General features: G+C 55.3%; 25 protein-coding genes. 9 read left to right on the forward strand and 16 right to left on the reverse strand.

Translation table 11 applies throughout. The features are described 5' to 3' along the window. Positions 1-9 precede the first annotated feature (9 nt). Positions 10-606: a chemotaxis protein CheD gene (locus BJL95_RS11230; protein WP_071157996.1), complete on the reverse strand. Its 597-nt coding sequence runs from the start codon at positions 604-606 to the stop codon at positions 10-12. Then, a complete protein-coding gene (locus tag BJL95_RS11235; protein ID WP_197471719.1) occupies positions 603-1424 on the reverse strand; it encodes a protein-glutamate O-methyltransferase CheR in 822 nt (273 codons plus the stop codon). The genes BJL95_RS11230 and BJL95_RS11235 overlap by 4 nt, the downstream gene beginning before the upstream one ends. 90 nt (positions 1425-1514) lie before the next feature. Here BJL95_RS11235 and BJL95_RS11240 point away from each other — a divergent pair, with 90 nt between their 5' ends. From BJL95_RS11240 to BJL95_RS11260, 5 genes are all read left to right on the forward strand, one after another. Continuing rightward, the gene (locus BJL95_RS11240) at positions 1515-2726 is read left to right on the forward strand and encodes a methyl-accepting chemotaxis protein (RefSeq protein WP_064025672.1); all 1212 of its coding nucleotides are present in this window, start codon (positions 1515-1517) and stop codon (positions 2724-2726) included. 78 nt (positions 2727-2804) lie between these two features. Then, entirely contained in the window at positions 2805-3137 is a 333-nt protein-coding gene (locus BJL95_RS11245; RefSeq protein ID WP_082885370.1) for a lipid asymmetry maintenance protein MlaB, read from the forward strand. Further along, positions 3134-5317 carry a chemotaxis protein CheA gene (locus tag BJL95_RS11250; protein ID WP_071157998.1) on the forward strand — a complete coding sequence of 728 codons (2184 nt, stop codon included), beginning with the start codon at positions 3134-3136 and terminating at the stop codon, positions 5315-5317. The genes BJL95_RS11245 and BJL95_RS11250 overlap by 4 nt, the downstream gene beginning before the upstream one ends. A gap of 39 nt (positions 5318-5356) precedes the next feature. Then, on the forward strand, positions 5357-7390 hold the full coding sequence (locus tag BJL95_RS11255; RefSeq protein WP_071158000.1) for a methyl-accepting chemotaxis protein: 2034 nt from the start codon (positions 5357-5359) through the stop codon (positions 7388-7390). A 12-nt stretch (positions 7391-7402) separates the two neighbouring features. After that, positions 7403-7927, forward strand: a complete 525-nt coding sequence (locus tag BJL95_RS11260) for a chemotaxis protein CheW (RefSeq protein ID WP_071158002.1) — start codon at positions 7403-7405, stop codon at positions 7925-7927. Between the two features lie 58 nt (positions 7928-7985). Here BJL95_RS11260 and BJL95_RS11265 read toward each other — a convergent pair whose 3' ends face one another. The 3 genes from BJL95_RS11265 to rpiA form a co-directional block, all read right to left on the reverse strand. Continuing rightward, positions 7986-8417: a bacteriohemerythrin gene (locus tag BJL95_RS11265; protein WP_083385929.1), complete on the reverse strand. Its 432-nt coding sequence runs from the start codon at positions 8415-8417 to the stop codon at positions 7986-7988. A gap of 195 nt (positions 8418-8612) precedes the next feature. After that, positions 8613-10286, reverse strand: a complete 1674-nt coding sequence (locus BJL95_RS11270) for a formate--tetrahydrofolate ligase (RefSeq protein WP_071158006.1) — start codon at positions 10284-10286, stop codon at positions 8613-8615. Between the two features lie 100 nt (positions 10287-10386). After that, positions 10387-11064 (reverse strand): ribose-5-phosphate isomerase RpiA, encoded by a 678-nt coding sequence (gene rpiA / locus BJL95_RS11275; protein WP_071158008.1) that lies wholly within the window; start codon positions 11062-11064, stop codon positions 10387-10389. Positions 11065-11224: 160 nt separating this feature from the next. Here rpiA and ilvA point away from each other — a divergent pair, with 160 nt between their 5' ends. Then, complete coding sequence (gene ilvA / locus BJL95_RS11280; protein ID WP_175463702.1) at positions 11225-12757, forward strand: threonine ammonia-lyase, biosynthetic; 1533 nt, start codon at positions 11225-11227, stop codon at positions 12755-12757. A gap of 182 nt (positions 12758-12939) precedes the next feature. Here ilvA and BJL95_RS11285 read toward each other — a convergent pair whose 3' ends face one another. Continuing rightward, positions 12940-13317, reverse strand: coding sequence for a hypothetical protein (locus BJL95_RS11285; RefSeq protein WP_064025655.1), 378 nt, complete (start codon positions 13315-13317; stop codon positions 12940-12942). A gap of 11 nt (positions 13318-13328) precedes the next feature. Then, positions 13329-14246, reverse strand: coding sequence for a methyltransferase domain-containing protein (locus BJL95_RS11290; RefSeq protein WP_071158010.1), 918 nt, complete (start codon positions 14244-14246; stop codon positions 13329-13331). Between the two features lie 184 nt (positions 14247-14430). Here BJL95_RS11290 and BJL95_RS24620 point away from each other — a divergent pair, with 184 nt between their 5' ends. Further along, positions 14431-14745 (forward strand): hypothetical protein, encoded by a 315-nt coding sequence (locus BJL95_RS24620; RefSeq protein WP_139306226.1) that lies wholly within the window; start codon positions 14431-14433, stop codon positions 14743-14745. 13 nt (positions 14746-14758) lie between these two features. On the opposite strand, the gene BJL95_RS11300 is transcribed toward BJL95_RS24620, so the two are convergent. From BJL95_RS11300 to BJL95_RS23885, 5 genes are all read right to left on the reverse strand, one after another. Further along, a complete protein-coding gene (locus tag BJL95_RS11300; protein WP_071158014.1) occupies positions 14759-15091 on the reverse strand; it encodes a hypothetical protein in 333 nt (110 codons plus the stop codon). 21 nt (positions 15092-15112) lie between these two features. Next, on the reverse strand, positions 15113-15850 hold the full coding sequence (locus BJL95_RS11305) for a ThiF family adenylyltransferase (protein ID WP_064025644.1): 738 nt from the start codon (positions 15848-15850) through the stop codon (positions 15113-15115). Next, positions 15847-16512 (reverse strand): TatD family hydrolase, encoded by a 666-nt coding sequence (locus BJL95_RS11310; protein WP_071158016.1) that lies wholly within the window; start codon positions 16510-16512, stop codon positions 15847-15849. The genes BJL95_RS11305 and BJL95_RS11310 overlap by 4 nt, the downstream gene beginning before the upstream one ends. A gap of 133 nt (positions 16513-16645) precedes the next feature. Beyond that, on the reverse strand, positions 16646-16858 hold the full coding sequence (locus BJL95_RS11315; RefSeq protein WP_071158018.1) for a rubredoxin: 213 nt from the start codon (positions 16856-16858) through the stop codon (positions 16646-16648). After that, positions 16855-16995, reverse strand: coding sequence for a hydrogenase expression/formation protein (locus BJL95_RS23885; RefSeq protein WP_254786780.1), 141 nt, complete (start codon positions 16993-16995; stop codon positions 16855-16857). The genes BJL95_RS11315 and BJL95_RS23885 overlap by 4 nt, the downstream gene beginning before the upstream one ends. 105 nt (positions 16996-17100) lie before the next feature. Here BJL95_RS23885 and BJL95_RS11320 point away from each other — a divergent pair, with 105 nt between their 5' ends. Beyond that, positions 17101-17637 carry a transposase gene (locus BJL95_RS11320; protein WP_071158019.1) on the forward strand — a complete coding sequence of 179 codons (537 nt, stop codon included), beginning with the start codon at positions 17101-17103 and terminating at the stop codon, positions 17635-17637. A 104-nt stretch (positions 17638-17741) separates the two neighbouring features. Here the strand turns inward: BJL95_RS11320 and BJL95_RS11325 are convergent, their stop codons facing one another. The 4 genes from BJL95_RS11325 to BJL95_RS11340 all read right to left on the reverse strand — a co-directional run bounded on the left by BJL95_RS11325 (position 17742) and on the right by BJL95_RS11340 (position 24357). Beyond that, positions 17742-19295, reverse strand: a complete 1554-nt coding sequence (locus BJL95_RS11325) for a hypothetical protein (RefSeq protein WP_071158021.1) — start codon at positions 19293-19295, stop codon at positions 17742-17744. Between the two features lie 895 nt (positions 19296-20190). After that, positions 20191-22626, reverse strand: coding sequence for a TonB-dependent receptor (locus BJL95_RS11330; protein ID WP_139306228.1), 2436 nt, complete (start codon positions 22624-22626; stop codon positions 20191-20193). Between the two features lie 175 nt (positions 22627-22801). Then, positions 22802-23845, reverse strand: a complete 1044-nt coding sequence (locus tag BJL95_RS11335; protein ID WP_071158026.1) for a FecR domain-containing protein — start codon at positions 23843-23845, stop codon at positions 22802-22804. Continuing rightward, entirely contained in the window at positions 23842-24357 is a 516-nt protein-coding gene (locus tag BJL95_RS11340) for an RNA polymerase sigma factor (RefSeq protein WP_064027895.1), read from the reverse strand. Before BJL95_RS11340 ends, BJL95_RS11335 begins: the two co-directional genes overlap by 4 nt. 225 nt (positions 24358-24582) lie before the next feature. Here BJL95_RS11340 and BJL95_RS11345 point away from each other — a divergent pair, with 225 nt between their 5' ends. Continuing rightward, complete coding sequence (locus BJL95_RS11345; RefSeq protein WP_064027893.1) at positions 24583-25344, forward strand: hypothetical protein; 762 nt, start codon at positions 24583-24585, stop codon at positions 25342-25344. Positions 25345-25372 lie beyond the last annotated feature (28 nt).

Here is a 25372-nt window from a genome sequence, read left to right on the forward strand (position 1 = left end):
CGAGGGTGGCTACCAGAAATCGATGTCGCCGGTAGTGCGTTTGGTTTCGTCCAAGGTTTTTTTCCAGAACCGACGTTCGTCCTGAACCACCGCCAGCTCCAGGCCGTGGCCGATTTTTTTGATATACACCGAAAAATCGCTGCCCATGAAATGCACGTTGCGACCGTAGTCGCCGCCCAGGCAGGCGCTAACGATCGGTATGTTTTCGTTTTTTAAAAATTCGCGAACGAATTGAACGTTGACGTCGCCGACCGTCGGCCGATTCCAACTGTCTTCGCGAAGTTTCAGAACGTTGCCGCCGCCGAAACATTTGGCTTTCAGTTGCGAGCGGTCGGCGCCTTTTTTCATCATGTCGTTGATCAACAATTCCATCGAATAAATGCCGTAGCGGCCGTAATCGGACTGAATAATAGGCGTATTTGCCGCTTGTTGTTTGTAAGCCAGCAGAAAATGGTTCATCCCGAACACGCCGTTGACCGAATCGTAAAGGCAGACCGCGACGCAAGAGCCCAGCAGCGTCGATATCACTTCCGGCTTGCGGGATACGTAATGCTCCCCCGGATCGATGATTATGCGTTGGGTATTGCGGTAAGGGGTGGCTCTCATGACAGTCGGTAGATCGAGGGTACGACGGTTTGCAGGCGTTGCGTGACCGAGTGCAGGCTTTCCGAGTGGCTGACGACGAAGTAGCCGTGCGGTTGCAGCGCGGGCAACAGATTTTCGACGACGCGTTTTTTGGTATCCGGATCGAAATAGATCAACACGTTGCGCAGAAAGATCGCGTCGAATTTACCGAGATGGCCGGGCAAGGGCTGGGTCAGGTTGATTTGCTCGAATTTGACGCGTTCGCGCAGCTCGGCGTTGACCCGGAAATGGCCGGCTTGGCTGCGGACGCCCTTCAGGCAATATTTTTCCATCAGACGGCGCTCCAATTGTTCGATTCTGTCCAGTGGATATATGCCGGCTCTGGCGACCTCCAGAACTCTGGTGCTGAGGTCGGAACCCAGGACTTCCCAGGCTCGATTGCGGCCTTTGTCGGCCAGCACCATCGCCAGCGAATACGCCTCCTCGCCGCTGGAGCAAGCCGCGCTCCAGATTCTGAGCGGCTGAGTCGGCCAGGCGGGGAGCATCTTGTCGCGCAGGAACTCGAAATGGCTGGGTTCCCGGAAAAAATAGGTTTCGTTGGTGGTCAACGCGTTGACCAGTATCTGGAACTCGTCCGGGTGTTCGGGATCGGTCGCTAGGCGGAAATAGGCGCCGTAGTTGTCGAGGCCGTAAAAGTTCAGACGTTTAGCCAAGCGGCTGGCGACCATGACGCGTTTTTCCGGGAGTAACGCGATGCCGGCGTGTTCTTGCAGCAAGCGGCGAAACCGCTCGAACTCTTCCGGCGTGATGGGCGAAATGCTGATAACTGGGTCCTCCACAAACCGAATAACGGGCCGCCGTTAAGTTGAATGATGCCATAAAACCCACTAAGATCAATCGTAGTCATTTTATTCAATTCCGGAACCACTATGCCAACCCCAGCCGGTCTATCGACAGCCGAACTTTCCGATGCCACCAGTTTCCGTCTATTGCCGATCGGTTTGAGCGTGCTCAGCAGCTCGGCCGTCGTCCTACTCGGGAATTTTAGTCCACTTTCGTGGGCGCTGGCCGCCGGTCTGGTTCTCGGCGGGTTTGTGGTCGGCCAATATTTGGCGGTGCGCTTGCGCGAGCGGGTTCAGCGTTGCGCGCAATTCTGGCAAGGCGACGAAGACGATAAAGTCAACGATTTAAAGATTTACGTCGGCGAATTGGAGCGCTTGTTCCTGCAAGTCGTGCCGATAGTACTGAGGCAAGTTCAGACCTCCCGCACCCACACCGAACGGGAAATCACCGTGTTGACCGATCGCTTCGCGGCGATGGCGGGCAACCTGGAACAGTTGATTGCCGGCACCGGCCAAAACTCAGGCGGACGTAGCGTGGATTCGCTATTCAACGAGAGCCGCGGCGCGCTATCGGCTGTGCTGGCGGCCTTGGGCCAAATTCAGGAAGTCGAGCATACCGTCGTCGACGAAGTTCGAAAATTGTCGTCGCACACCCGCCAGTTGGACTCGATGGCCAAGGAGGTCCGCAAAGTGGCCGAGCAAATTAATTTGTTGGCGCTGAACGCGGCGATCGAGGCTGCCCGCGCCGGCGAAAATGGGCGCGGATTCGCCGTGGTTGCCGACGAAGTCCGCAAGCTGGCCGGATTTTCGTCGTCAACCGGCGAAAAAATCAGTCAGGCCATCGGCGATATCAATCGGGCGATGGAGTCGACGTTGAAATTGTCGGAAGCCTCCGGCAGCAATGACGACAGAACCATCCGCGACGCGGAACAGTCGATACGTTCCGCGCTGGACGACTTGCAGCGCGCGCTGGATGCTTCCAAGAGCGAAGGCAATCTGTTGCGAGGTCATAGCGCCCAAATTCGCGACGAGATTTTCTCGGTACTCATCGCTTTCCAATTTCAAGATCGGGTCAGCCAAATGCTCAGCCATGTCGAGCACAATCTCGAAGGCCTGCAAAATGCGGTCGAAACCCGTCACGACAGTAGCGACTGGCATGCCGGCAGCCTTGATGTCGCGCAAATTCTTTCCAGGATGGAGCTAAGCTATACGATGCCGGAAGAGCTGATCAATCATACTTCAGGCGCGGCTGTCGAGAGTGCCGGGCCGGCGGACGACGGCGATATCACGTTTTTCTGATCCAAGACAAAATCGTCGGCGGCTTCGGCGATTACGATAACTTTGTGGCCGGTTCCGGTCGGTAGTGAGGGGCGTTTCGTGAGCATCCGGGAAATAACGGTGGATGGCGGCCGAGTGGAGCTCGCCGCGCAGGCTGAGTTGACGATCTATCAAGTCCGCGATGCGCGCGGGCAATTGGCGGCCTATCTGGATGTCGCCAGCGAATTGCAGATCGATCTATCCGCCGTTCGCGAGTTCGACGGCGCCGGCGTGCAGTTGTTGATGTACATGAAACAAGAGTGCGCGCGCCGGGATGTCGCAATGCGGCTGATCGGCCATAGTCAGGCCGTCGTCGATGTCTTCGAATTGTTGAACCTGGGCGAGCATTTCGGCGATCCGATGGTGTTAACCGCAAGTGGGAATGAATCATGAGCGATTTCGATGCCGCATTAAACATTTTTGCTCAGGAAGCCGGCGAGTTGCTGAACGACATGGAAGACGCGTTGCTGGCGCTGGAGTCGGCGCCTGGCGATGCCGAAATCGTGAACCGCTTGTTTCGAGCCATGCATACCATCAAGGGTTCGTCGGGGCTGTTCGGATTCGATCCGATCGTTGCTTTCACGCACGAAGCGGAAACGGTGCTTGACGGCGTCCGCCAGGGCGAGCGGCCGATCGACGCCGAATTGATTTCCGTGTTGTTGGACAGCAAGGATCATGTTGCCCAGCTGGTTGAACATTGTCTGGCGGCGCCGGAAACGGCGTTGCCGGAGGATTTGGTGGCACGCGGGCGCTCGCTGATCGGCCGTTTGGGCGGACGGTGCGAAGGTGCGGTTAGCCCGGCGCCGGAACCTTCGGTATTGACCAGCGCCGCCGGCGGACCGATTTCAGCGGACGACCACTGGCTCATTTCGTTGGCATTCGGCGAGAATGCGTTTCGCAACGGCATGGACCCCTTGTCGTTCATTCGCTATTTGACCACGCTGGGCGAGATTCGCCAGATATTGACGCTGGCGCCGGCGATGCCGGCCGGCGATTCGATGGACCCCGAAAGCTGTTATCTGCATTTCAAGATCGCTTTGCAAAGCGAGGCGAACAAGCAAACCATCGAATCGGTTTTCGAATTTATCGTCGACGACTGCGACATCAAAATTTTGCCGCCGAACGCCAAGCTCAGCGACTACTTGGGGTTATTGGACAATTTGGAGCCGTCGCAGTGGCAAAAGCTCGGCGATATGTTGGTCGAAATCGGCGCCCTGACGCGCGGCGAAATCGACTCCGCGTTGCGAGAACAGGATGCCGCCCGATGCGTCGGAGCCGGCAAGCCGATTGGTGAAATCCTGGTGGAAAGACAGGTGGTACAGCAACCCATCGTCGAGCACGCCTTGCGGAAACAGGAACAGACCAAGCAAAAGTTGGCCGCCGAAGCCAATTACATCCGCGTCGATGCCGGCAAACTCGGCCATCTGATCGATCTGGTCGGCGAATTGGTGATCTCCAGCGCGGCGATGAATTTAATCGTCGAGCGCCATGGTCTCGGCGATGCCGGAGATGTCGCGGCCGGCATGAACGCGTTGGTCGGATCGATACGCGATACCGCGTTGGAGCTGAGGATGGTGCAGATCGGCGAGACCTTTTCGCGGTTTCGGCGCGTGGTCCGGGATGTTGGCAAGGAGTTGCGCAAGGATATCGAGCTTTATATCAGCGGCGGCGAAACCGAATTGGATAAAGCCATGGTCGAAAAGATCAACGACCCGCTGACGCATTTGGTCAGAAACGCGCTCGATCACGGCATCGAACCCCCGGAGCAGCGCTTGGCGGCCGGCAAGCCGGCCCAGGGTAGCGTGCATCTGAACGCGTTTCATCAGTCCGGTCACATTGTCATTCAGGTTTCCGACGACGGCGCCGGCTTGAATGCCGACAAAATTGTCGCCAAGGCGATTGCCGCCGGTTTGATCAAGGCTGATCATAGTTTGAGTCGCCAGGAAATTTACGGTCTGATTTTCGCGGCCGGTCTCAGCACCAAGGAACAAGCGACCAGCCTGTCCGGGCGCGGCGTCGGCATGGATGTGGTCAAGAAAAACATCGAAGCGCTACGCGGTAGCGTCGCGATCGACAGCGTCGAAGGCCAAGGCACGACGATCAGTATCGAGCTGCCGCTAACGCTGGCAATCATCGACGGATTCATGGTCGGCTGCGACCGCGAGCGTTACATCATTCCCCTCAATCTGGTCGACGAATGTCTGGAGATGGGTGATAAGGAATGCAACATCGACGAGGTCGAGCACTATATCAATCTGCGCGGTCAGGTGTTGCCTTACCTGCGCCTGAGCGAATATTTCCAGCAACCCAGAACCGAAACGGGCGAGGGACGCCGGGAAAGCATGGTGGTGGTGAAATCCGGTCGCGGCAAGGCCGGTTTCGTCGTCGACGAATTGCATGGCGAGCATCAAACCGTCATCAAGCCGCTGGGCAAGGTGTTCGAAAAGTTGACCGGTATTACTGGCGCCACGGTACTCGGCGACGGTACAGTGGCCTTGATTTTGGATGTTCCCGGCCTGGTCCAGGCCGCCACGACGCGCCGCCCATCCCGATTAACCGCATCCAGCGCGTGACAGTAAATCACTTTTTCTTTTGCCAAACAGGGTCTATCGATGAACATCAACGATCTCAGAATAAAAACTAAAATATTGACGGGTGCCATGCTGTTGGTGGCGATTACCGTGGGATTCGGCTTGCTGGCGCGCGTTTACATCGGCGAAGTGTCCGGGGCGCTGTTCGGCATCACCGACAACAACGGAAAAGCCGTCGAATACGCCACCGGCGTGGAACGCATGGCATTGGAAGCCTTAGTGGCGCAACGTTCGTACCGGCTCTCCCAAAAGCAGGAAGACGCCCAACAGTTACTCGAAAGTTTAAAGAAGCTGTCGGTTTACCTGGACAAAATCGATCAGGTGGCCAAACAGTACGGCAATAACGAACTGCTGAGCCAATCGAAAATAGCCAGAAGCGGCGCCGCTAAATTTGGCGAGAAGTTTCAGGCTGTGTTGGCCGGGTACACCGCTAATAAGGAAGCCGCCGAAACCATGGTGGAAAAAGGCAATGCGGTTGCGAAAGCCGCCGATGCTTATTTGAAACGCCAAGTCGCCCGCTATCAAGAGGCCAAGGACAAAGGCGCCAACGCGGCGGAACTCGATCAATTCGTGCAGCGCTATGTTGGCGCGACCCAAGCCTACATCAAGGCCTTGGAGATCATGCGCGCCGAAAAAGAGGAGTTGAATCTGAAGGATCGCGCGGCCTGGAAAAAAATGCAGGTTTGGTTGCCCGAGTTGATCGGCATTTATGACGATCTGGAAAAGATCGCCGGGACGGAAGAAGGCAAGCGGATTATCGCCGATGCCAGAACGGCGGCGCACGATTACCATCAGGCCGCGCAAACCTGGATAGACAACGACGAGCAAATGAAGCTGATGCGCAAGGAAATGCTCGACGCCGGCGACGACGTGATCCAGCAAGCCCAGACCGCCGAGGAATCGGGCTTCGCGCAACTGGGCATTGCGCGGCAGGATGCCGACAGCTTGGTTTCGGAAGCCAATAAAATCATCTTGGTGACGATCGCGGTATCGTTGATCCTGGGGGTGTTGATCGCCATCTTTTTAGCCAATTTAATCACCCGACCCATCGTGACCGGCGTCGGTTTTGCAAAGGCTTTGGCGGATGGCGATCTCAGCGCCGATCTGGAAGTCGAAGGCAAGGACGAAATCGGCCAATTGGCTCAGGCCTTGCGAGACATGCGCGACCAGTTGGGGCGGGTGGTTCAGCAGGTTAGGTTCAATTCGGACAATCTCAACAATGCGTCGGAACAGGTCAGTATCACCGCTCAGTCGTTGAGTCAGGCGGCCACCGAACAGGCGGCCAGCGTTGAGGAAACCACATCGTCGATTGAGGAGCTCAACGCCTCGGTTCAACAAAATACCGAAAATGCCCACGTTACCGAGCAAATGGCGGTACGTTCCGCGAACGACGCTCGCGAGGGCGGAGCGGCGGTCAACGAGACCGTGGCGGCGATGAAGAATATCGCGAAAAAGATCGGCCTGATTGAAGACATTGCCTATAAAACCAATCTGTTGTCGCTGAATGCCGCGATAGAAGCCGCCTCGGCCGGCGAGCACGGCAAGGGCTTTGCGGTAGTGGCGGCGGAAGTGCGGAAATTGGCCGAGAGCAGCCGGGTCACGGCCGGGGAAATCAACGAACTCGCCAGCAGTAGCGTCGCGATCGCCGAAAAAGCCGGGGCCTTGATCAACGCCCTGGTGCCTAATATTGCAAAAACCTCCGACCTGGTTCAAGAAATCAGCGCCGCGTCGGTGGAGCAATCCAGCGGCATCAATCAAATCAACGACGCCATGCGGCAATTGGATAAAGCCACTCAGCAGAATGCCGCCAGCGCCGAGGAATTGGCGGCGACCGCCGAAGAGCTGAACGGTCAGGCCGTGCAACTCCAGCAGGCCGTGGCATTTTTCAAGGTGAACGAAGGCCGGCGCGGGGCCGCGTCGAACGGTCGCGGCGCTTCTTCGATGCGCGGGCCGGCGCGTAACGTTGCCAAGCCCTATAGCATCAAACCAGTCGTGGCGCCTGCTTCGGCGGACAACAGTCTGGATTTTAACGATCAAGACTTCGAACGCTTTTAGGCGGAGCCGGCCATGACGAATTTAATGCGGAGCGAGTTGGGAAATTCGTTGGCCGTGCCGGAGCAGGTCGGCCAATATTTGACCTTTCTAGTGGGTGACGAGACCTTTGGCGTCAGCATTTTGGATATCAAGGAAATCATCGAAATCGTCAACGTGACTCGGGTGCCGTTGACGCCGGATTACATACACGGCGTGATCAATCTGCGCGGTAACGTGGTGCCGGTTATCGATCTGGCTGCCCGATTACGCCATAAGCCCACCCAAATCAGCAAGCTGAGCTGTATTGTGTTGGTGGCCGTGCAAGTGGCTGAATTCAGTCAATTAATCGGAATGCTGGTCGATGAAGTACGGGAGATTTTGGAGATACCGCCGGCCAATATCCAACCGGCGCCGGATTTCGGTACCGATATCCGCACTGATTTCATTCAGGCGATGGCGCGAGTAGACGACGCCTTCATCATTTTGTTGGCGATCGGGCGAGTCTTGTCTTTGGAAGAGTTGTCGCAACTACGCGAGTTGGTTGCAGACCGGGACTGACTCGGCTTAACCGAGCATCGACACTAGTGTCTCCGGCCGCGTGAGGCACAGGGCTGGCTCAGTGCGAATGGAGTCTGAGATCGGCTTGGCTCGGCGTGGTTGACGCCGCCATGTCGGCTAGGAAGTCGCCTAGCAAGCGGTCGACTTCAACGATGTGTACCAATATCCAGTCGTTGACAAAGCGGGTGATTTCCGAACGATTCCAACGGTCGCCGCGCACTTCGCTGCTGAGGTGGATGAGTTCGTCCAGCATTTGATCGTGCGCGGCGACATGGGCTTGGTAGCCGGGATAATCGAGGCGCTTCATCAGCGCTTCCTCGCAATGGAAGTGTTCGCGGATGTGCCGGAAAAAACGAATGAACAAATGAATCAGTTCGTCGCGGTCGCTAGCGCCCAGAACCTGTTCGGCCAGCTCGAACACGTGCCGATGCTGGTCGTCCACTGTCGCGTCGCCTATCGAATATCGGTCCTGCCAAATGAATGTTGCCATGCCAGTGCCTCCGTTTGGCGCCTTCAACGCATCGATAACGAAAACACCGTTAGCGCAAACCTACCGCTGACGTGTCGTCGCTATCAAAATGGTCGATTAAGCATAGCAGAACGCCAAACAAGCGGCGATGGTGGCAAATGACTCGGAGCTTGGAACCGAAGCCGCCAGCCCAAGCCCTTTCGCTGACGCTCAGCGTTAAAATAAACCGCTGATGACACCGTCGTCGCTGATGTCGATGCGCTCCGCGGCCGGCACTTTCGGCAAGCCGGGCATGGTCATCATGTCGCCGGCGATGGCGACGATGAAACCGGCGCCGTTGGCCAGCCGCACTTCGCTGATTTCGACCGTGTGTCCCGACGGTGCCCCCTTGCTGTTGGGGTTGGTCGAAAACGACATTTGGGTTTTGGCCATGCAGATCGGAAAATGGCCGTAACTGGCTTGCAGGGCCTTGATTTCGCTCATCACTTTTGGACTGGCCGAGACGTTGGCGGCGCCGTAGAGCTTGGTGGCAATGGCTTCGATCTTGTTCCACAGCGGCAACTCGCTGTCGTAAACGAAGCTGAATTCCGGTTCGCGGTGGTCGACAATATCCAACACGGCGTTTGCCAGCTCTTCCGCGCCGGCGCCGCCATGCGCCCAATGTTTGGCGATCACGCATTTCGCGCCCAAGGCCTCGCACTTGCTTTTCAGCAATTGGATTTCGGCATCGGTGTCAAAGGTAAAATGGTTGATGCTGACCACGCACGGTAAGCCGTAATGATTTTGGATGTTGCTGAGATGGCGTTCCAGATTGGCGAAACCTTTTTCCAGCGCGGCCAGATTTTCCTGATTCAACTCGTCCTTGGCCACGCCACCGTGAAATTTCAGTGCCCGTACCGTCGCGACCAATACCACGGCCGACGGTGTCAAGCCGGCCATCCGGCATTTGATGTCGATGAATTTCTCAGCGCCAAGATCCGCTCCGAAACCGGCCTCGGTGACGGCATAATCGGCCAGTTTCAACGCGGTTTTGGTGGCGGTGACGGTGTTGCAGCCGTGGGCGATGTTGGCGAACGGGCCGCCGTGGATGATGGCCAGATTGTTCTCCAGGGTTTGCACCAGATTCGGTTTGATCGCGTCTTTCAGTACCGCCGCCATCGCGCCGTGGGCCTTCAGGTCGCGGGCGTAAACCGGCGTGACCTTGTCGGATTTATAGCCGACGACGATGCGGCCCAGGCGCTCCTTCAAATCGGCGCGACTGGTGGCCAGGCACAAAATCGCCATCACTTCCGACGCCACGACGATGTCGAAGCCGTCCTCGCGCAAATAGCCGTTGGCCACGCCGCCCATGCCGACCACGATCTTGCGTAAGGCTCTGTCGTTCATGTCGACGACGCGCTTCCATTGGATGCGGCGCGGGTCGATGTCGAGCGGGTTGCCGTGGTTGATGTGATTGTCGATCAAGGCCGACAGTAAATTATGGGCGACGCCGATCGCGTGAAAATCGCCGGTGAAATGCAGATTGATGTCTTCCATCGGCACTACTTGCGCATAGCCGCCGCCGGCCGCGCCGCCCTTGACGCCGAAACAGGGGCCAAGCGAGGGTTCGCGCAAGCAGATGATGGTTTTCTTGCCGATTCGATTCAAGGCATCGCCCAAACCCACCGTGGTGGTGGTTTTGCCCTCGCCGGCCGGGGTGGGGCTGATGGCGGTGACCAGGATCAGTTTTCCGTCTTTCTTATCATGCAGGGAATTCAGGTATTCCAGCGACAGCTTGGCCTTGAAATGGCCGTAGGGGTCCAAATGTTCGGCGGGTATGCCGAATTTCTCGCCGGCGAGCTCAATGATCGGGCGCATTTTCGCCTGTTGGGCGATTTCGATGTCGGACATGGGGTGTTTCCTGAATGACGGTTTGTGGCGATAGGGTAACGGTAAGCAATGGCGGACACCGTTGACATTGGGTCCGCCGGTAGAGCGCGGTGGGCGGAGCTTAGTAGCTGATGACTTCGCTGCCTTTGCCAACCAGCACCACGTCGGCGTCGCGCAACGCGAACAGGCCGTTGGTGATGACGCCCGGAATATTATTGATGGCTTTTTCCATTTCGACGGGGTCGACGATATTCAGATTGTAGACGTCGAGAATCTCGCAGCCGTTGTCGGTGATGTAACTGGCCCCGGTCTCTTTGTTCATCCGCAGCTCGGGTTGACCGCCCATTTTCACCAATTGACGGGCGACGAAGCTGCGCGATAGCGGTAGCACTTCGACCGGCAGCGGGAATTTACCCAGGATGTCCACGCATTTGGTTTCGTCGACGATGCAGACGAATTTCTTGCTGGCGCCGGCAATGATTTTTTCGCGGGTCAGCGCGCCGCCACCGCCTTTCAACATTTTTTTATGCGGCGTCACTTCGTCGGCGCCGTCCACATACACTTCCAGATCGCCGGTTTGGTTCAGTTCAAGGACCGGAATGCCGATGGAGCGTAAATGCTCGGTGGTTTTGCCGGAACTGGACACCGCGCCTTCGATTTCGTTTTTGAAGTCGCAATCGGCCAATAGGTTAATCAGATGAGTTACCGTCGAACCGGTGCCCATGCCGATGATGGGCACGTTTTTCAAGTATTGCAAAGCGGCTTGGGCGACTTGTTTTTTTAATTCGTCTTGCGTCATGGTAGGAAATCCTGATGAGTATGCTCTTATAAATCTGACTCGGCGTTCGACCCGTCATTGTATGGGATAATAACCGATTAACGCCGATCTCTCAGCTGTTTTTACGCCGACCAACCGGTCGGAAACGGGGCATGCCGACCGGTTCATGCCGAGGAATTCAATGCACAATTACATCGAAAAAATATTGCGGGCAAAAGTCTACGACGTGGCCGAGGAGACACCGTTGGACTTTGCGCCGACTTTGTCGGAACGGATCAATAACAAGGTTTATTTAAAGCGGGAAGACTTGCAGCCGGTATTCTCGTTCAAGCTGCGCGGAGCCTATAACAAAATCGCGTCGCTGACCGCCGAGCAGATTCAACATGGCGTGATTGCCGCCTCGGCCGGCAACCATGCGCAAGGTGTGGCGCTGGCCGCCAAAAAACTGGGCATCAAGGCATTGATCGTGATGCCCAGGACCACCCCGGAAATCAAAATCAAATCGGTGAAGGCGCGCGGCGCCAAGATTGTGTTGCACGGCGATTCCTACGACGAAGCCTATGCGCATGCGATGGAATTGGTGGCCGAGAAGGGCATGATCTTCATTCATCCCTACGACGATCCGGACGTGATCGCCGGCCAAGGCACCGTGGCGATGGAAATTCTGCGCCAACACAATGCCGACATTCACGCGATATTCGTGCCGGTCGGCGGCGGCGGATTGGTGGCCGGGATCGCCGCCTACGTCAAATTCGTGCGGCCGGATATCAAGGTGATCGCGGTCGAGCCCGACGACGCCGACTGCCTGAATCAGGCCTTGATCGCCGGCGAGCGGGTGGTCTTGGATCAGGTCGGATTGTTTGCCGATGGCGTGGCGGTCAGGCAAATCGGCGCCGAGCCGTTTCGAATCGCCAAGCAATCGGTCGATCAAGTCATGACCGTCAGCACCGACGAAATTTGTTCGGCGATCAAGGACATCTTCGACGATACCCGTTCGGTCGCCGAACCGGCCGGCGCGCTGGCGGTAGCCGGTTTGAAAAAATACGCCGAACAGAACGGTTTGACGCAGCAAACCCTGATCGCGATCGACAGTGGCGCCAACATCAATTTCGACCGTTTGCGCTATGTCGCCGAGCGCACCCAGGTCGGCGAGCACCGGGAAATTTTATTGGCGGTGACGATACCGGAAGTACCGGGCAGCTTTCTGAAGTTTTGCAAAATGCTCGGCAAGCGCTCGATCACCGAATTCAATTACCGCTATTTCGACAGCCGTTTGGCCCAGGTCTTCGTCGGGATCAGCAGCAGCGGCGCGGAAACCGATCGCCAGCAATTGATCGCGCAATTGCGCGACGACGGATTTCCGGTCACCGATATGACCGGCAACGAACTGGCCAAGGACCATATTCGCTACATGGTTGGCGGACACGCGCCCCGCGAGCTGCGCGAGCGGGTTTATAGCTTGCAATTTCCGGAACGTCCCGGTGCCTTGTTAAAGTTTTTGATGGCCCTGGGCAGCCAGTGGAATATCAGCCTGTTCCACTACCGCAATCACGGCGCGGCGTTCGGCAAGGTTTTGATCGGTCTGCAATTGGCCGACAATCAGTGTGGACCGTTTCAACATTGTTTGGACGTGTTGGGTTTGGCTTATCGGGAGGAAACCGCCAATCCGGCGTATCGCTTATTCGTGGGCGGCAGCGAAGCCTGGTTGGATTAATCTTTCCAAAGCCGGTCAGGGTAGTACCGCTGGGCGGCGTTCGAAACCTACGTTGGGTGTCATGGATTCTTGGGTAAGGCCTTCGCCCCCTTCACGGGCGTCGTGTCGAGCGGTGGGTGCCGCCGAGTGATTCGGAATTGACTGGCGATGTTGGTACTGCCCGGTTCGGTGGAAGTCGTGACTTAAGGTTTGTCGTATTGACCCAGCAGGGTTTCCAGTTCTTGAATGCGGCGGTCGCAAGGTTCTATGCTGTCCTGAACCTTGGCTTTGAAGCGCCAGCTCATACTGTCGCCGTCGCTCTCCCGTTCCGCGTATTCGTTCAACCAGTGGCAGGCGTCGTGCATACGCTCTTCGGCTTTATCCAGCAGGTCGGTGTCGCTCAGCTCGTCGTTGTCGTTCAGCATCATTAAGCGGCTGATCAACGCGTTTTGATGGCGAAACACCGACTCGGCGTAATCGGCGAAATTGTCGTGAAGACTGCCGGCGGGAACGGTCGCGCAGCCGGCCAATAGGCAAACCGGCAGCAGGTTGAACAGAAATAACGGGCGCGAAAACGGCATTGATTTCTCGATCAGGCTTTTTGGGCGGTAATAATACAGTACTCGGTGAGTTTGTCGTGAAACAGTCGATGCTGCGCCAGTCCGACCAAATAGTTCGCGGTTTGCGCCTTGCTGCGCAGGCCCAACCATTGACTGACTTTCTGAACCGGTTGCAGGCGTTTGGCGACTTTGTACATGTGCTCTACCGACGGTTCTGTCTGCGCGGTGATGTCGTGACAAACCACGTTTTGAAAGCCCTCGCGGCCGGCCAATTCGGTAATTTCATCGCGGGAGCATAGGTTGGGTACGGCCCAGCCGTTCAAGCAAGTTACGACGGCTTGCCACTGGGCTTCGTCGAATTCGCGCTGCAATAAAAAGCCGTCGCAAACGATCAAGCGGCCGCCGGGCTTTAAGACCCGCCAGGCTTCCCGCAAAAAATCGCCTTTATTCAGCGCATGACACGAGCTCTCCAGCGCCCATACCGCGTCGAAACTGGCGTCCGCGAACGGCGTCGCGCAGAAATCCGCTACCTGGAAGTCCACCAAATCGGCCACGCCGTGGCGTTTGGCGTGTTGGCGGGCGTACTCGGCCTGCTTGGCGCTGATCGTGATACCGGTTACCCGATTGCCGTGGTTTTTCGCCATCCAGATGCTGCTGCCGCCGATGCCGCAGCCGGCATCCAACACCCGGTGGTTGGCGTTCAGGCCGCCGGCTTCATATAAAACCCGATTCTTGTTTAACAAGGCCTGATGTTGGTCGTAACGCGCGTCGCTGTTCCAATAGCCGTAATGCAAGGCCAGGTTGTCGCGATTGCACCAAGCGAATAGGTAGTCGCGGTAGCAGTCGTCGTAATGCCGGGCGGCATCGGCTTGCAATTGCGAGGCCGACAGCTCGCCGTGTTGGCGCAGGCTTTGGTCGCGATAATCCTGGTTGGGTTCTATCGTGTACATGAATCGGGTGCGTTCCGGAAAGGCCGGGCCGGGTGATCGGTTGCCGTTGCTTGGGTTTATACTGCGCGGATTCGACAAATTGCTGTCCTTATCTCGCCTGGCCGAGCATTATAAGCCAGTTGCCGGTTTGGCTTCACACCGGTTTTCGATTCGGCCAGCCGGCCGCGCTTTTGGAGTTTTCGCGATGACCGATCACCGATTCGAAGGGCTACGCGCCGCCCAAGCCTCGTTTCCGCGCAGTTGCCGCACTTGCGGGCGTGTCTATAGCAGCGCCGAGGACTTTCTGGCGCAAACCGTCGATTTACCGGCCGGTAACACCGGATTGCGGGAAATGTTGGACGACGACGACCAGGCGGTCGTCGCGGTGTTCAGAAATTGCGTGTGCGGATCGACGTTAATGGACGAGTTTCAGTCCCGGCGCGATGATAGTCCGGAGGGCCGTGCCCGCCGTGCCGAGTTCGCGCGCCGCGAACAACCGGACGACGACGCGGCGGACTAACCAGGATGTGGAGTTAACGTCGTTGGCCGACGGGCAAGCCCAAAATCCGCGCCGCTTCGTTGGGTGCTAGACTTTCCAGCTGCTCGGGATAGACACCGTAACGGATTTTGAACAGGCTGCGTTGCTTGCCGGGCGGCAGTTGTCGCAGGATCTCGGCCAGGCAGCGGCTGACTTCCAGTTGCAAGCGCGCGCTAGCGGCATCCGGGCCAGCAAGCGGCGGAGTTGAGCCGTTCCGGTTCGATGGACCGGATTCCGCGGCTGTCGATCCCGAGCGCAAGGCTTGCAGCCGTTTGCTGTTTACCAGATTGATCTGGCGCGGGCCGTTACTGGGTGTGGATTTTGACATGGTGGCTCCGGTTGGTTCGCGTCAGTGATGGGCCGGGTCGTGGATCAAATTGCGGATCACCACCGACGCGCAAACCCCGCCGAAAGCCGCCGGCAGATAGGAAATCGTGCCGTAGGCCGATTTCTTGTAATTGCTGCCGTCGGTGAACATCAACGAATCCTTGTTCACCACTTCCGGCGAAAACACCACTTTTACGCCGCGATGAATGCCGTGCTTGCGTAAGCGTATTCGAATGAACTGGGCGAACGGGCAGTTGTAAGTCTTGGATATGTCGACGACTTTCAAGTGGGTAGGATCGAGTTTGCCGCCGGCGCCCATCGAACAGACGATTTTCAGCTTGCGCGCCTTGGCCGCCCGGATCAGATGAATTTTCGGCGTCAAACTGTCGATCGCATCGACGATGTAGTCGTAGTGGCATTCGTCCAGCAGCGTGGCGGCGGTATCCGGCGTGATGAATTCGTATTTGATGGTCAGATCGAGGTCGGGATTGATCGCCAGCAGCCGGGCGCCCATTACGTCGGCCTTGGGCTGGCCGTGGGTGGTCGCCAGTGCCGGCAGTTGCCGATTGCGGTTGCTGGCTTCGACGACGTCGCCGTCGACGATGGTCATTTTGCCGACGCCGGCCCTGCAGATGAATTCCGCCGCATAGGAGCCGACCCCGCCCATGCCGACCACCAACACGTGAGATTGTTGCAGCTTGTCGAGTTTGGGCTTGCCAATCAGCAATTCGGTACGGGACAGCCAGCTTAAGTCGGTCATCGAAACACTCTATCGAAATTGGCAACGAGTTGGCGTTGCAGCGCGGTTAAATCAAGGCCGCGAATTGTAGCCGCTTCGGCATGGATTGTCGCAATCGAGATGTCGGCCGCGTCGGTTTCCAGGAACACCCGATCCAGCGGCGTCGCGCGCCAACTGTCTCTCGCCGAGGCGCGCGGGTTCAGCAAGGCCTTGCCGAAACTCAAATAGCAGCCGGCGCCGACGAGTTGCTCGGCCAAGCCCGGCTTGCCGGTAAAGCCATGCACGATCCAAACTTGCTTGGGTTTTAACCCTTGCCGAAGCGCCAGCAAATCGCCGTAAGCTCGCACGCAATGCACGATCAACGGTTTTTCCCAGCGTTCGGCGCATTCGATCTGACGGATGAAAGTCCGCCGTTGTAGTTCGTAAGGCGTAGCGGCGCATCGATCCAAACCGCATTCGCCGACCGCGGCCAGATAGGGCGACAAACGCTCCAAGGCGTCGAAGGCTGGCGTCAAAGTAGGCTCGGCCAAGTACCACGGATGCAGTCCGGCGCTGATATGGCTTCGCCCGGCCGCTTCGATGGCGGCGTCGACGTCGTTGGCGTTTAGCGAGGCCAAGTCGAAATTGATCAGGCTAAGCTCGGCTTCCGGCCGAGCGGAGTGGCAGTGTAGGTCTGTATACATCGAACGCGCGGCGGCAAGTCCAGGTTTGGAAATGGATGCCGCTGAGTTTAACCAAAGCCGATCCGGCGCGCGAATCGAGCGCTCAAATCGTCGAAGTCCAAGATCTCGCGGAGAGATCGGCCGGATCTGCGGCTTATCCGGGTTCGTCCAAAAGCAAAAATCCCTGCTTCGGCGCACCGCATCGCGGACAACTCCAATGGTCAGGCAAATTGGCAAAGGCGGTACCGGGCGGCACCTGCCAGACGGCGTCGCCTTCGGCCGGGTCACAGACATGCCAGCAAATCTTGCATTCCAGCTTGGCTTCCGCCGGCAAGCGCGAGGCATCGCCGAAGAAAGCTTCGCTCACAAATACACCTGCAAAATTTCCTGTAAGCGCTGATGGCTGTCGGCGATATCTTCCGCCGACGCACAAACTACGTTCGGTACCTCGCTGACTTCCTGCGTATTCAGGATTAACTTATCCTGCGAGTTAAAATAACGCACCCACCTATGCTATTCGCCCTTTCTCGTTCCCACGCGCCGCGTGGGAATGCAGATTAACCGCGCCGGCGGTTAGATAGGTATAAGGAATCCGACCAGGTAACACTGATGGGCCGCAGCCGCTACCGCATTCTCCAGTCTCGATATCCGCACTTCATAACCTGCACCGTGCTCAACTGGATACCCATGTTCACCCGGCCGGCCACCGTGCAAATCGTATTGGATGCCTTGCATTATCGCCAACTACGGAACGGCTGGCGAATTTATGCTTTTGTGATACTGGAAAATCACATGCATCTGCTAATACAAGCCGACGATCTAGCCCATCAAATCGCCCACTTCAAATCCTACACCGCCCGCCAATTGATCGACTATTTACACGAAATCAAAGCCGAGCGGCTATTGGCCCAACTCAAATGGTTTCGCAAAGCACATAAAACCGACCGGGACTATCAATTGTGGGAAGAAGGCAGCCATCCGCAGTTGATCGATAATCCCGAAGTCTTACGGCAAAAACTGGATTACATCCATCTCAACCCGGTCAAACGTGGTTATGTCGATTTGCCGGAACATTGGCGCTATTCCAGTGCGCGCAGCTATGCCGGCATGGAGGGCTTATTGCCGATTTATCGAGATTGGCTTTAACCTGACCGCGGCGCGGTTAGTCTGCATCCCCACGCGGCGCGTGGGAACGAGGAAATTGAAGTCGTTAAATAATGAAAAACGCGTAACTTCCGTGATCAACTTAATCAACGAACATTCTTTTTTGCTTTTTTTGGTGTACCAAAGCTAAAATCCTTGTCTTTTGATAATTTTATTAAGTAATCTCTATAAGCTGGATGAACTTCCCAAAGAATAGCTTGCATATCATTCCATCTCGCTGGCGACACTAGCTCTGGATCTTCATCAATTGAAATATGCCGGAATCCATACTTCTTTCTTGTATCTGAAACGCGCCCATTTAAAAATCCAATCTCATGCAAATAGCGCCACAATAAAAAAACATCATCTTTGTTTCCATTTTTTAGCGCAATAGAAAATAGTTTTATTGAAAATCTGCTTGGTAAAGAGTTTAAAAAATCAGCTGTCGCTTGCGGAGACAGTGTGAATGTCCCCGAATCGTACGTTACATTATGAAACGCCCTAATAACTTCCTTAATTTGTGGGCATTCCAGATCACATTCTCGTTTTAAATCATCAACGCGTTCCTCGGAATAAGCAGGCATTACTTGCTCAACATCTCCAGCCATAATTTTTGATTCATTTTTTGATATTGCTTTGTCACATAATTTAAATATCAATTGAATAGAGTCCCTTGGCCTTTCTCTTGACCGTTTAACAATAAAATCATCCCAATACCTGTACTCGCCATCTGTTGTAGGTATATGAACATGATTTGTATCAAAAAATAGGTTATATACAGTTATATAAGATGGTATAGAAAGCTCTTCGTGTACTTTTTCTAACCTGCGTTTTATCACTTGTTTCAGGTTGTCTTCCGTCATTGCAATTTTTTTTGAGAGATTTCTAAAATGATCGACTTGATCCCTTTGTCCGGCCTCATCCCGTTTTAAACGTCTCCAGACTTCGTCGCGAATCGTTATTATAAATTTTATATTATTACATCTCTCGTTTATCGATCTTGCAGCTAATAAGAAAGCCCAAATTCTATTCAAATGATTGGGTTCATTTGGAGAGGCAATTTGATCCGTGTCATCTATCAACACATAAAATAAATTTTCATTCTTAGTTAGAGACGATTCTATGGCATTTCGTAATCCTCCAATATTGGAACCATCTTGCGATTTCAGGATTTCAGAAAAATCAATTTTTGAAAATGCCTTACCTAATGGGCTGAGAATTGAAGCAAGTTTCTCAATACAATCTTGTGTCTGTAACCCTTGCCTTTGCGATTCCTTTAGCAAGTCCTTACTTGCCTTGTTAATGACAAGTCCTTTTATTTCTGATCCTATTTTTCCAGCAATTGCTGTTAAAATAGCCTTTTCGCTCACTCTTGTAAGGGGGCCTAGAGCGTGATCGGCTACACTATCTATTTCAATATCCTTAGGTCTCAGCAATAAAACAGGAACTTCAGCATCTTCAAGTTGCTTTCTAAAAAAACGCAAAATTGCCGATTTACCAGCGCCTTTATTTCCAAGTACAATTCTTGGACCAGCCTTAGGAACAGATACAATATCAACGTATTCATCAAACGGAATAAACACATCCCTGAGAAATGCTTCATCCCCTTCAGCGGTTCCTGACTCAAAATACTTCCTGAGAATTTTTAATTCTTTACTCATAGAAAAACATCCTATTTAAAAAATAGTTTAATAGTCTAGTTTGCTCTGAAAAATGAGTTGAAAGTATGAAAACTCCAATCACTATCGCCGAGCTTACAACAGGCGCTTTAGCTTAGTTGATTTGCCAAATTAGTGAATAACAATTAATTTTCGGCGGGGAGTTTCCCGTTATTTCGCCCCGATCATCGCAGCCGATAGACTGGCCCGCAGGGCGAAAACCCTGGATGGCCGCGCGACTGATCCTTAGCGGTTACCGGCTCAAGCTGCGTTTCTTACGGCTCTGCCTCGGTATTATCGGCTTAGAAGCCAGCTACGCCAAACGCGCCGTCGGCTAGTGTTTGATTACTTTATCGTGGACAGCGTAAGGAAATACCGGGCCTAAACGCCGGCGACTTGAAGGGCGCAGAAAAACATCCGGATCAGAGGCTGAATTTCCGGTGGTTAAATTCGATTGCCGAGTTCGGTGTTTTTAATTCCGGGAACGTTCGAAAAGTTAGGCGAGCAGAACGGCTGACAAGATAGAAAGTCGCGGATGCGGGCCTATATTCGGGGGTGTTTTAGGGTTGCGATAGTGCTTAGAGCAGAAAATTTTTTCGCTCGAGCCTTGTTCCGGCGGGGACGGACCACTTCGCCTATCGACGTTTTACCGCGCCGCCGTCCGATAGCTCAAAGTCCGGATGTTGTCGCCGATTGTAAAATCGATCCGTATCGACCCTGTGGTTGTAAGCAGTGTCCGGCGCCGCATGTCTAAAATATCCGTCCAAGTCTCGGAAAAACGCCGAACGCCGCCGGACGACTAGGCGGCAGCGGTCGTTGAAGTTTCCGGTTGCCGTTTAGGGAGCAACTTGGCTCCCCGATTAAACGCCAACGCGAGTCCGAACGACGTCCAGAATCTTTAAAAGTCGACGCGGACCGAGCCCATTAGGCTGAGCGGCGCACCGAATTGGATTTGATTGGCGCTGTTGGTGCCGACGAAGTACGTTTTATTCAGTATATTGTCGGCGTTCAATTGCGCGGTGACTTTTGATCCGCCAATTCTGGTTTGGTAGCCGGTCATCAGATTCAGAGTAACGTAGCCGGGTACTTGATAGGTATTCTCCGGGTTGCCTTGTCTTTGATCCACGGCCACCAGGCCCGCGCCTAATTTGAATCCTTGCAATTGGCCCTGTTGAAACTCGTAGGTGTTCCAAACGCTGCCAACGTGTTCCGGGGCAGCGAACAAACGGTGGCCCTGATTGCCGATATTGCCGTCGCTATCGACATCCTTGGTGATTTTCGCGAACGGCATATAGGTATAAGACGCGATCAGGTTCCAACCGGGCAGGATTTCACCGGTACTGTCGAATTCGATGCCGCGGGTTTCCGCGCCTCCTAACGCGCGGTAGTAAAAGCTTCCGGGAATGGACGTCGGCAAGTTTTGCTGTTTCAGGTCGAAGTAGGACAGGGTGGAGCGCAATTTGCCGTCGAGCAATTCGGTTTTTACGCCGGTCTCCCACTGTTGTGCGGTTTGCGGCGGCAAATTATGGCCGTCGGCATTGAACGAGCTATTGGATACCCCGAAATTCTCGGTGTAGCTGCCGTACAAAGACAGCCAGGGCATGGGTTGCCATAAAACCCCACCGCGAGGATTGAAGCGGTCTTCGCCCGGCGAATCCAAACCCGAGACGTTGTCGCGCAAGTTGGCGTTGTCGTAACGCAAGCCGCCCATCAAGTGCCAGCCGTGCGGCAACGTAATCTGGTCCTGAAAATATAGGCCATACCAGGATTGAGTTTGCGAATAGGTAAACTGTGCCGCCGGATCGAATCCCGGCGGCGACGTTTGATACACCGGGTTAAACAGATTGTTGGGCCACAATGCCGAGGAATTATTGATGTTGGCCATGTACCGGACGTTCATATAGTCGAAACCGAACAATACGTCGTGCGTTAGCTGGGCATGTTCGATTTTGCCGAGCAGATTCACGGTGGTGAAATAGTTTTCGTTGCGCTGCTTCGGAAAACTAATGGTTTTGAGATTGAAGTTGCCGTCCGACAATACCGGCTCGAAGGTCGCGAAGCTAGTGTAGGCGTTGTCGATGTCGACGCGCTGTGTCAGGAATTTATTGACGATTTTCCAGCGGTCGTTAAATTCGTGCGACCAATTGACGCCCAGCAATAGACTGTCGCCGTTCCATTGGCTGTTGAAGGGTTCGGCTAGATTTCGATTCCTGGCGACTTGCGCGGGCCGATTGCCTATAGGCGGAATGCCAATATCTTGAATCGTGTTGAAGTGTTGGTATTCGAGTTCGAACGATGCTTGGGTTCTCGGACCGATATTCCATTTTAAGACCGGTGCGAAAAAGACTTTATCGGTATTGACAAAGTCCCGATTCGATCCGGAGTTCTCGTACGATAAATTCGCTCGATAAAGCAAGCTATCGTCGCTGGATAGCGGGCCGGTGGCATCGACCGTTGTCCGATAAAACGCATACGAGCCAAATTGTTGTTGTACCGAATAATAAGGGGTGGATAGCGGTTGTTTGGTGACGATATTAATCACGCCGCCCGGCTCCGCTCTACCGTAAAGTAGCGAGCCGGGGCCTTTAAGAACCTCGACGCTTTCTAGATTGGCGGTTTCGCGTTTGGTGGAGGCCAGAGCAAAGCTGATCGGCATCAACGTGCCATCCCGATAATAATTGGTGGTTTGAAAGCCGCGAACCATGAAACCGTCCGAAGTCTGCTGGTTGAATCCGCCTTGAACCACCCCGCTGACGTATTCCAGCGCTTTTTCCAGGCGCACCGCTTGGCGATCCTGCAGCACTTGTTTGGATACTACTTGTACCGAAAACGGCGTTTCCATGATTGGCGTATCGGTTTTGGTGGCCGTCGACGCATTCGGCAACTTGTAGTCTGGGTTGAATGGGGCCGTCGCGTCGTAGACCGCTTTCCCGACTATAGAAACCGGCGGCAACGTGTCGGGGGCAGGCGTGGTGGGTGTCTCGGCGGTTTTATCCAACGTCACCGTGTTTTGGTCGATGAAGCGGAAGCGGTAGCCGCTGCCGCGCAATAGACGTTCCAAAGCCTGTTGCGGCGTCATTTGGCCTTCGATCGCTTCGTTGCTCAGGCCGCGGACTTGGTCGGCGGTAAACAGGATTGTCAGGCTGGATTCGCTGGCGAATTTCATCAGCGCGTTGTTTAACGATTGAGCGGGAATGTGGTAAGCGCGCGGCAGTGCTTCGGCGCGTGCAGAGTCGATGCTATACGAGCCTCCGACAAAAGCGGCCAACAACGCCGTGGCGCAATTCAGCATGACGTTGCGGTTTCGGGGGCGTTTCGAGTGATTTGCTGTCACGTTCTCTCCAGTAGTGGTATGAATCTCCCTATACAAAACGCACGACTAAAAAAATCGTCTCAAAAAAGTTGGCGCGAGCGGATGCGAACGCATCGATCAGCGGTTACGCCGGTATTCAGCGACGCTTGGCGATGGCGGCTGGTTGCGCGCTACCATTGAAACTTCGGCGGAACCATCAGCGGTGCAGGATCGTCAGCCAAGGTCCCAAGTCGGTTTGCCGTAAATGAAGAATGGTGCGAACGGCGGATAAAATCCGGTCCGGCTCGCTTAACGGAAATACGCCGGTTACGCGCAATTTTGCTAAGTCGGCACCGGCGAGCAGAATGCGCCCGGACCGGTAGCGTTCCAAATCCGCAATCAGCTCGGCTAAAGGCCGGTCGTTGATGGTTAGTTGCCCCTGCTGCCAGGCCGTGGCTTGATCGAGATCGGCCGGTTCCGCGGCGGCCAGCGCTTGGCCGGGCCGATAGTCGAGTTGTTGGCCTTCGCCCACTTCGCGGCGGTCGCTGGCACCAGCGCTCACCGCCACCGCGTGTTCCTGTACGAGGATGCGCGTCTCGCCGCTTTGGCTGACGTAGACCTCGAAGATCGTGCCTAAGGCGCGGACGGTAAGATCGCCGGCTTGCACTTCGAAGGGCCGGTTTCGATCGGCGGCAACCCAGAAACGGGCTTGACCGCGATACAGTTTGAGTCGTCTGACCGTGGCGTCGGCGTCGACCGAAACAGCGGTGTCTGTGTTCATCAGCAGTCGACTGCCGTCGACCAGTTCGATCTCGCGCTGTTCGCCGGTCGCGGTGCGATAGTCGCTACGACAGCTGTCCAGCCAACGGCTGCCTAGCGGTGAGACAGTCGATACCGCCAGCAGTAGGGTCGCCGCGATCGCCAAACGTTTTACCGCAAATATGGTGTTTAGCCGGCGGGCGAGGCCACGCCGGCCACGCCGGCCAAGCGCGACGCCGGGGGCGTCACGGGGGATCGATAGTGCCGGTGCGGCGCGAGTTTCCAGCGTGGCTACCGTCGTCATATCTTGAAAGACTTGTTCGACGGCGGCGAGCGCTTCCGAGTGTCGGTAATCCTGAGATAACCAGTCGGCGAAAGCCTGTGTTTCCTGCTCGCTCAAATCGCCGGCATTCAAGCGGATCAGCCAATGGACGGCTTGTTGCTTGGCGGCGGTTAAACCGTCGGAATCGGGGCCAGGCGCGGCTTGCGGTACGGTGGTCATGGTTCCAGTTTCCGCGTGCAGTGGGCTAGGGCTTGTTCCAGCAGGCGGCCGACCTTGCTGCGCGAAATGCCCATCCGCTGAGCAATTTCCAGGTAACTCAAGTCCTCGACCCGGTTTAACAGAAAGGCGGTGCGGCAATCGGCGGGTAGCTCCGCCAGCGCGGCTTGTAGCGCGGCGTAACGTTCTCTCGAAATCAAGATCTTCGAAGGCTCGTTACCAGCCGGGTCGGCTACGGTATCGGCATAGGTATCGCTGTCGGAGTCGGCGAGATGCTGATTTCGAACATTCAACCGGCGCTGGTAGTCGATTGCCAGATTCACGGCTATTCTAAATGCCAGCGCCCTGGCATTGTCCGCCGGTGCCCGAGTCATGCTCTGGTGCAGGCGCAAATAGGTTTCGTGCGTCAGATCGGCTGCCGCCTCCGGACATTTCAAGCGATTGGTGAAAAAGGTCTGAAGTTCAAGCGCGAAGGCCTCGGTCCACAATAGCGGAAGACTGGCGGATTGGCTCATGCGGCTGTACGGTGGCGGGAAAGGTCGTTGGTCGATAGTGGGCGCCGACGATACCACAAGTGTTGCCGTAAAGTGTCGGCGGTTTTTACAGTGTCAGGTAAGGCGATGTGGTTTGGATATTAAAGTATTGAAATTATTTTCAAAAAATAGTTGGCGTATTTTCTGCTTAACAAAACTTGGTCGCAGTGGCGGACGGTTTCATTGATGGGATATTCGGAGATTTTTATGCAATTTAAGTTTGGCGGAATACACAAAGCAATATTGGGGGCGACGCTAGGCTTGATGTCGCTGACCGCGGATGCGGCACATCAAATCGTTAACGTTGCCGGCACAGCCGGTCCTTGGAATTGGGAACTTGGCGGCTTGAACGGCGATTACGCTTACGGTCTCGGCGCGGACGGTAGCGATGCGATTCCGGATTACACGCCTCCGGCCCGGTTGAAGCTGGCCGATATTGGCATCGGCGCGGGCGATTCAATTTACATTACCTACCTTGACGGTCTAACCAACGCGTTCGGCGATGTGCCGAACGTTAATAATAACGGCCATGTAGGCAGCGTATTCAAGGACGACGAGTTGGGCTCCAGCGGCCAGGTGTTACCTAGCTATTATTACGAAAGCGAATGGGGGAAAAATCAGGATCCGGACGATCCGGCGCCCTACGGTCTGTTCTTGCAATCCCTGGTCGGTGCTTTGACCGACGACGGCGGCAATATCGTGCAATTGTTGAGCGTGGGCAGCGTGATTAAATTGGATAGCGGTCAGGGCTTTGTATACGGCATCAGCTTCGAATTGCCGGTTGGCGCGACCTATGTGCAATTTGGGCTGAACGACGATATTTTCGGTGACAATACCGGTTCGTTGAACGTGTGCGTGAGTAGCGTCGACGAGGAATGCGGTACTTCGCCGGTACCCGTACCCGGCGCGGTTTGGATGTTCGGCAGCGCCATCGCCGGTCTTGCGACGTATCTGCGTCGGCGCGTTTAAGCGGTATTGAAGTGTCCCGCAAAACCGC

It is taken from the genome of Methylomonas sp. LWB, assembly GCF_001856095.1.
GTDB lineage: Bacteria > Pseudomonadota > Gammaproteobacteria > Methylococcales > Methylomonadaceae > Methylomonas > Methylomonas koyamae_A.

Bases quoted from the DNA above. Each gene is read 5' to 3' on its own strand.
- BJL95_RS11230 (WP_071157996.1), bottom strand. From the start codon at position 606: ATGAGAGCCACCCCTTACCGCAATACCCAACGCATAATCATCGATCCG.
- BJL95_RS11240 (WP_064025672.1), top strand. From the start codon at position 1,515: ATGCCAACCCCAGCCGGTCTATCGACAGCCGAACTTTCCGATGCCACC.
- BJL95_RS11250 (WP_071157998.1), top strand. From the start codon at position 3,134: ATGAGCGATTTCGATGCCGCATTAAACATTTTTGCTCAGGAAGCCGGC.
- BJL95_RS11255 (WP_071158000.1), top strand. From the start codon at position 5,357: ATGAACATCAACGATCTCAGAATAAAAACTAAAATATTGACGGGTGCC.
- BJL95_RS11260 (WP_071158002.1), top strand. From the start codon at position 7,403: ATGACGAATTTAATGCGGAGCGAGTTGGGAAATTCGTTGGCCGTGCCG.
- BJL95_RS11265 (WP_083385929.1), bottom strand. From the start codon at position 8,417: ATGGCAACATTCATTTGGCAGGACCGATATTCGATAGGCGACGCGACA.
- BJL95_RS11270 (WP_071158006.1), bottom strand. From the start codon at position 10,286: ATGTCCGACATCGAAATCGCCCAACAGGCGAAAATGCGCCCGATCATT.
- rpiA (WP_071158008.1), bottom strand. From the start codon at position 11,064: ATGACGCAAGACGAATTAAAAAAACAAGTCGCCCAAGCCGCTTTGCAA.
- ilvA (WP_175463702.1), top strand. From the start codon at position 11,225: ATGCACAATTACATCGAAAAAATATTGCGGGCAAAAGTCTACGACGTG.
- BJL95_RS11285 (WP_064025655.1), bottom strand. From the start codon at position 13,317: ATGCCGTTTTCGCGCCCGTTATTTCTGTTCAACCTGCTGCCGGTTTGC.
- BJL95_RS11290 (WP_071158010.1), bottom strand. From the start codon at position 14,246: ATGTACACGATAGAACCCAACCAGGATTATCGCGACCAAAGCCTGCGC.
- BJL95_RS24620 (WP_139306226.1), top strand. From the start codon at position 14,431: ATGACCGATCACCGATTCGAAGGGCTACGCGCCGCCCAAGCCTCGTTT.
- BJL95_RS11300 (WP_071158014.1), bottom strand. From the start codon at position 15,091: ATGTCAAAATCCACACCCAGTAACGGCCCGCGCCAGATCAATCTGGTA.
- BJL95_RS11305 (WP_064025644.1), bottom strand. From the start codon at position 15,850: ATGACCGACTTAAGCTGGCTGTCCCGTACCGAATTGCTGATTGGCAAG.
- BJL95_RS11310 (WP_071158016.1), bottom strand. From the start codon at position 16,512: ATGTATACAGACCTACACTGCCACTCCGCTCGGCCGGAAGCCGAGCTT.
- BJL95_RS11320 (WP_071158019.1), top strand. From the start codon at position 17,101: ATGGGCCGCAGCCGCTACCGCATTCTCCAGTCTCGATATCCGCACTTC.
- BJL95_RS11325 (WP_071158021.1), bottom strand. From the start codon at position 19,295: ATGAGTAAAGAATTAAAAATTCTCAGGAAGTATTTTGAGTCAGGAACC.
- BJL95_RS11335 (WP_071158026.1), bottom strand. From the start codon at position 23,845: ATGACCACCGTACCGCAAGCCGCGCCTGGCCCCGATTCCGACGGTTTA.
- BJL95_RS11340 (WP_064027895.1), bottom strand. From the start codon at position 24,357: ATGAGCCAATCCGCCAGTCTTCCGCTATTGTGGACCGAGGCCTTCGCG.
- BJL95_RS11345 (WP_064027893.1), top strand. From the start codon at position 24,583: ATGCAATTTAAGTTTGGCGGAATACACAAAGCAATATTGGGGGCGACG.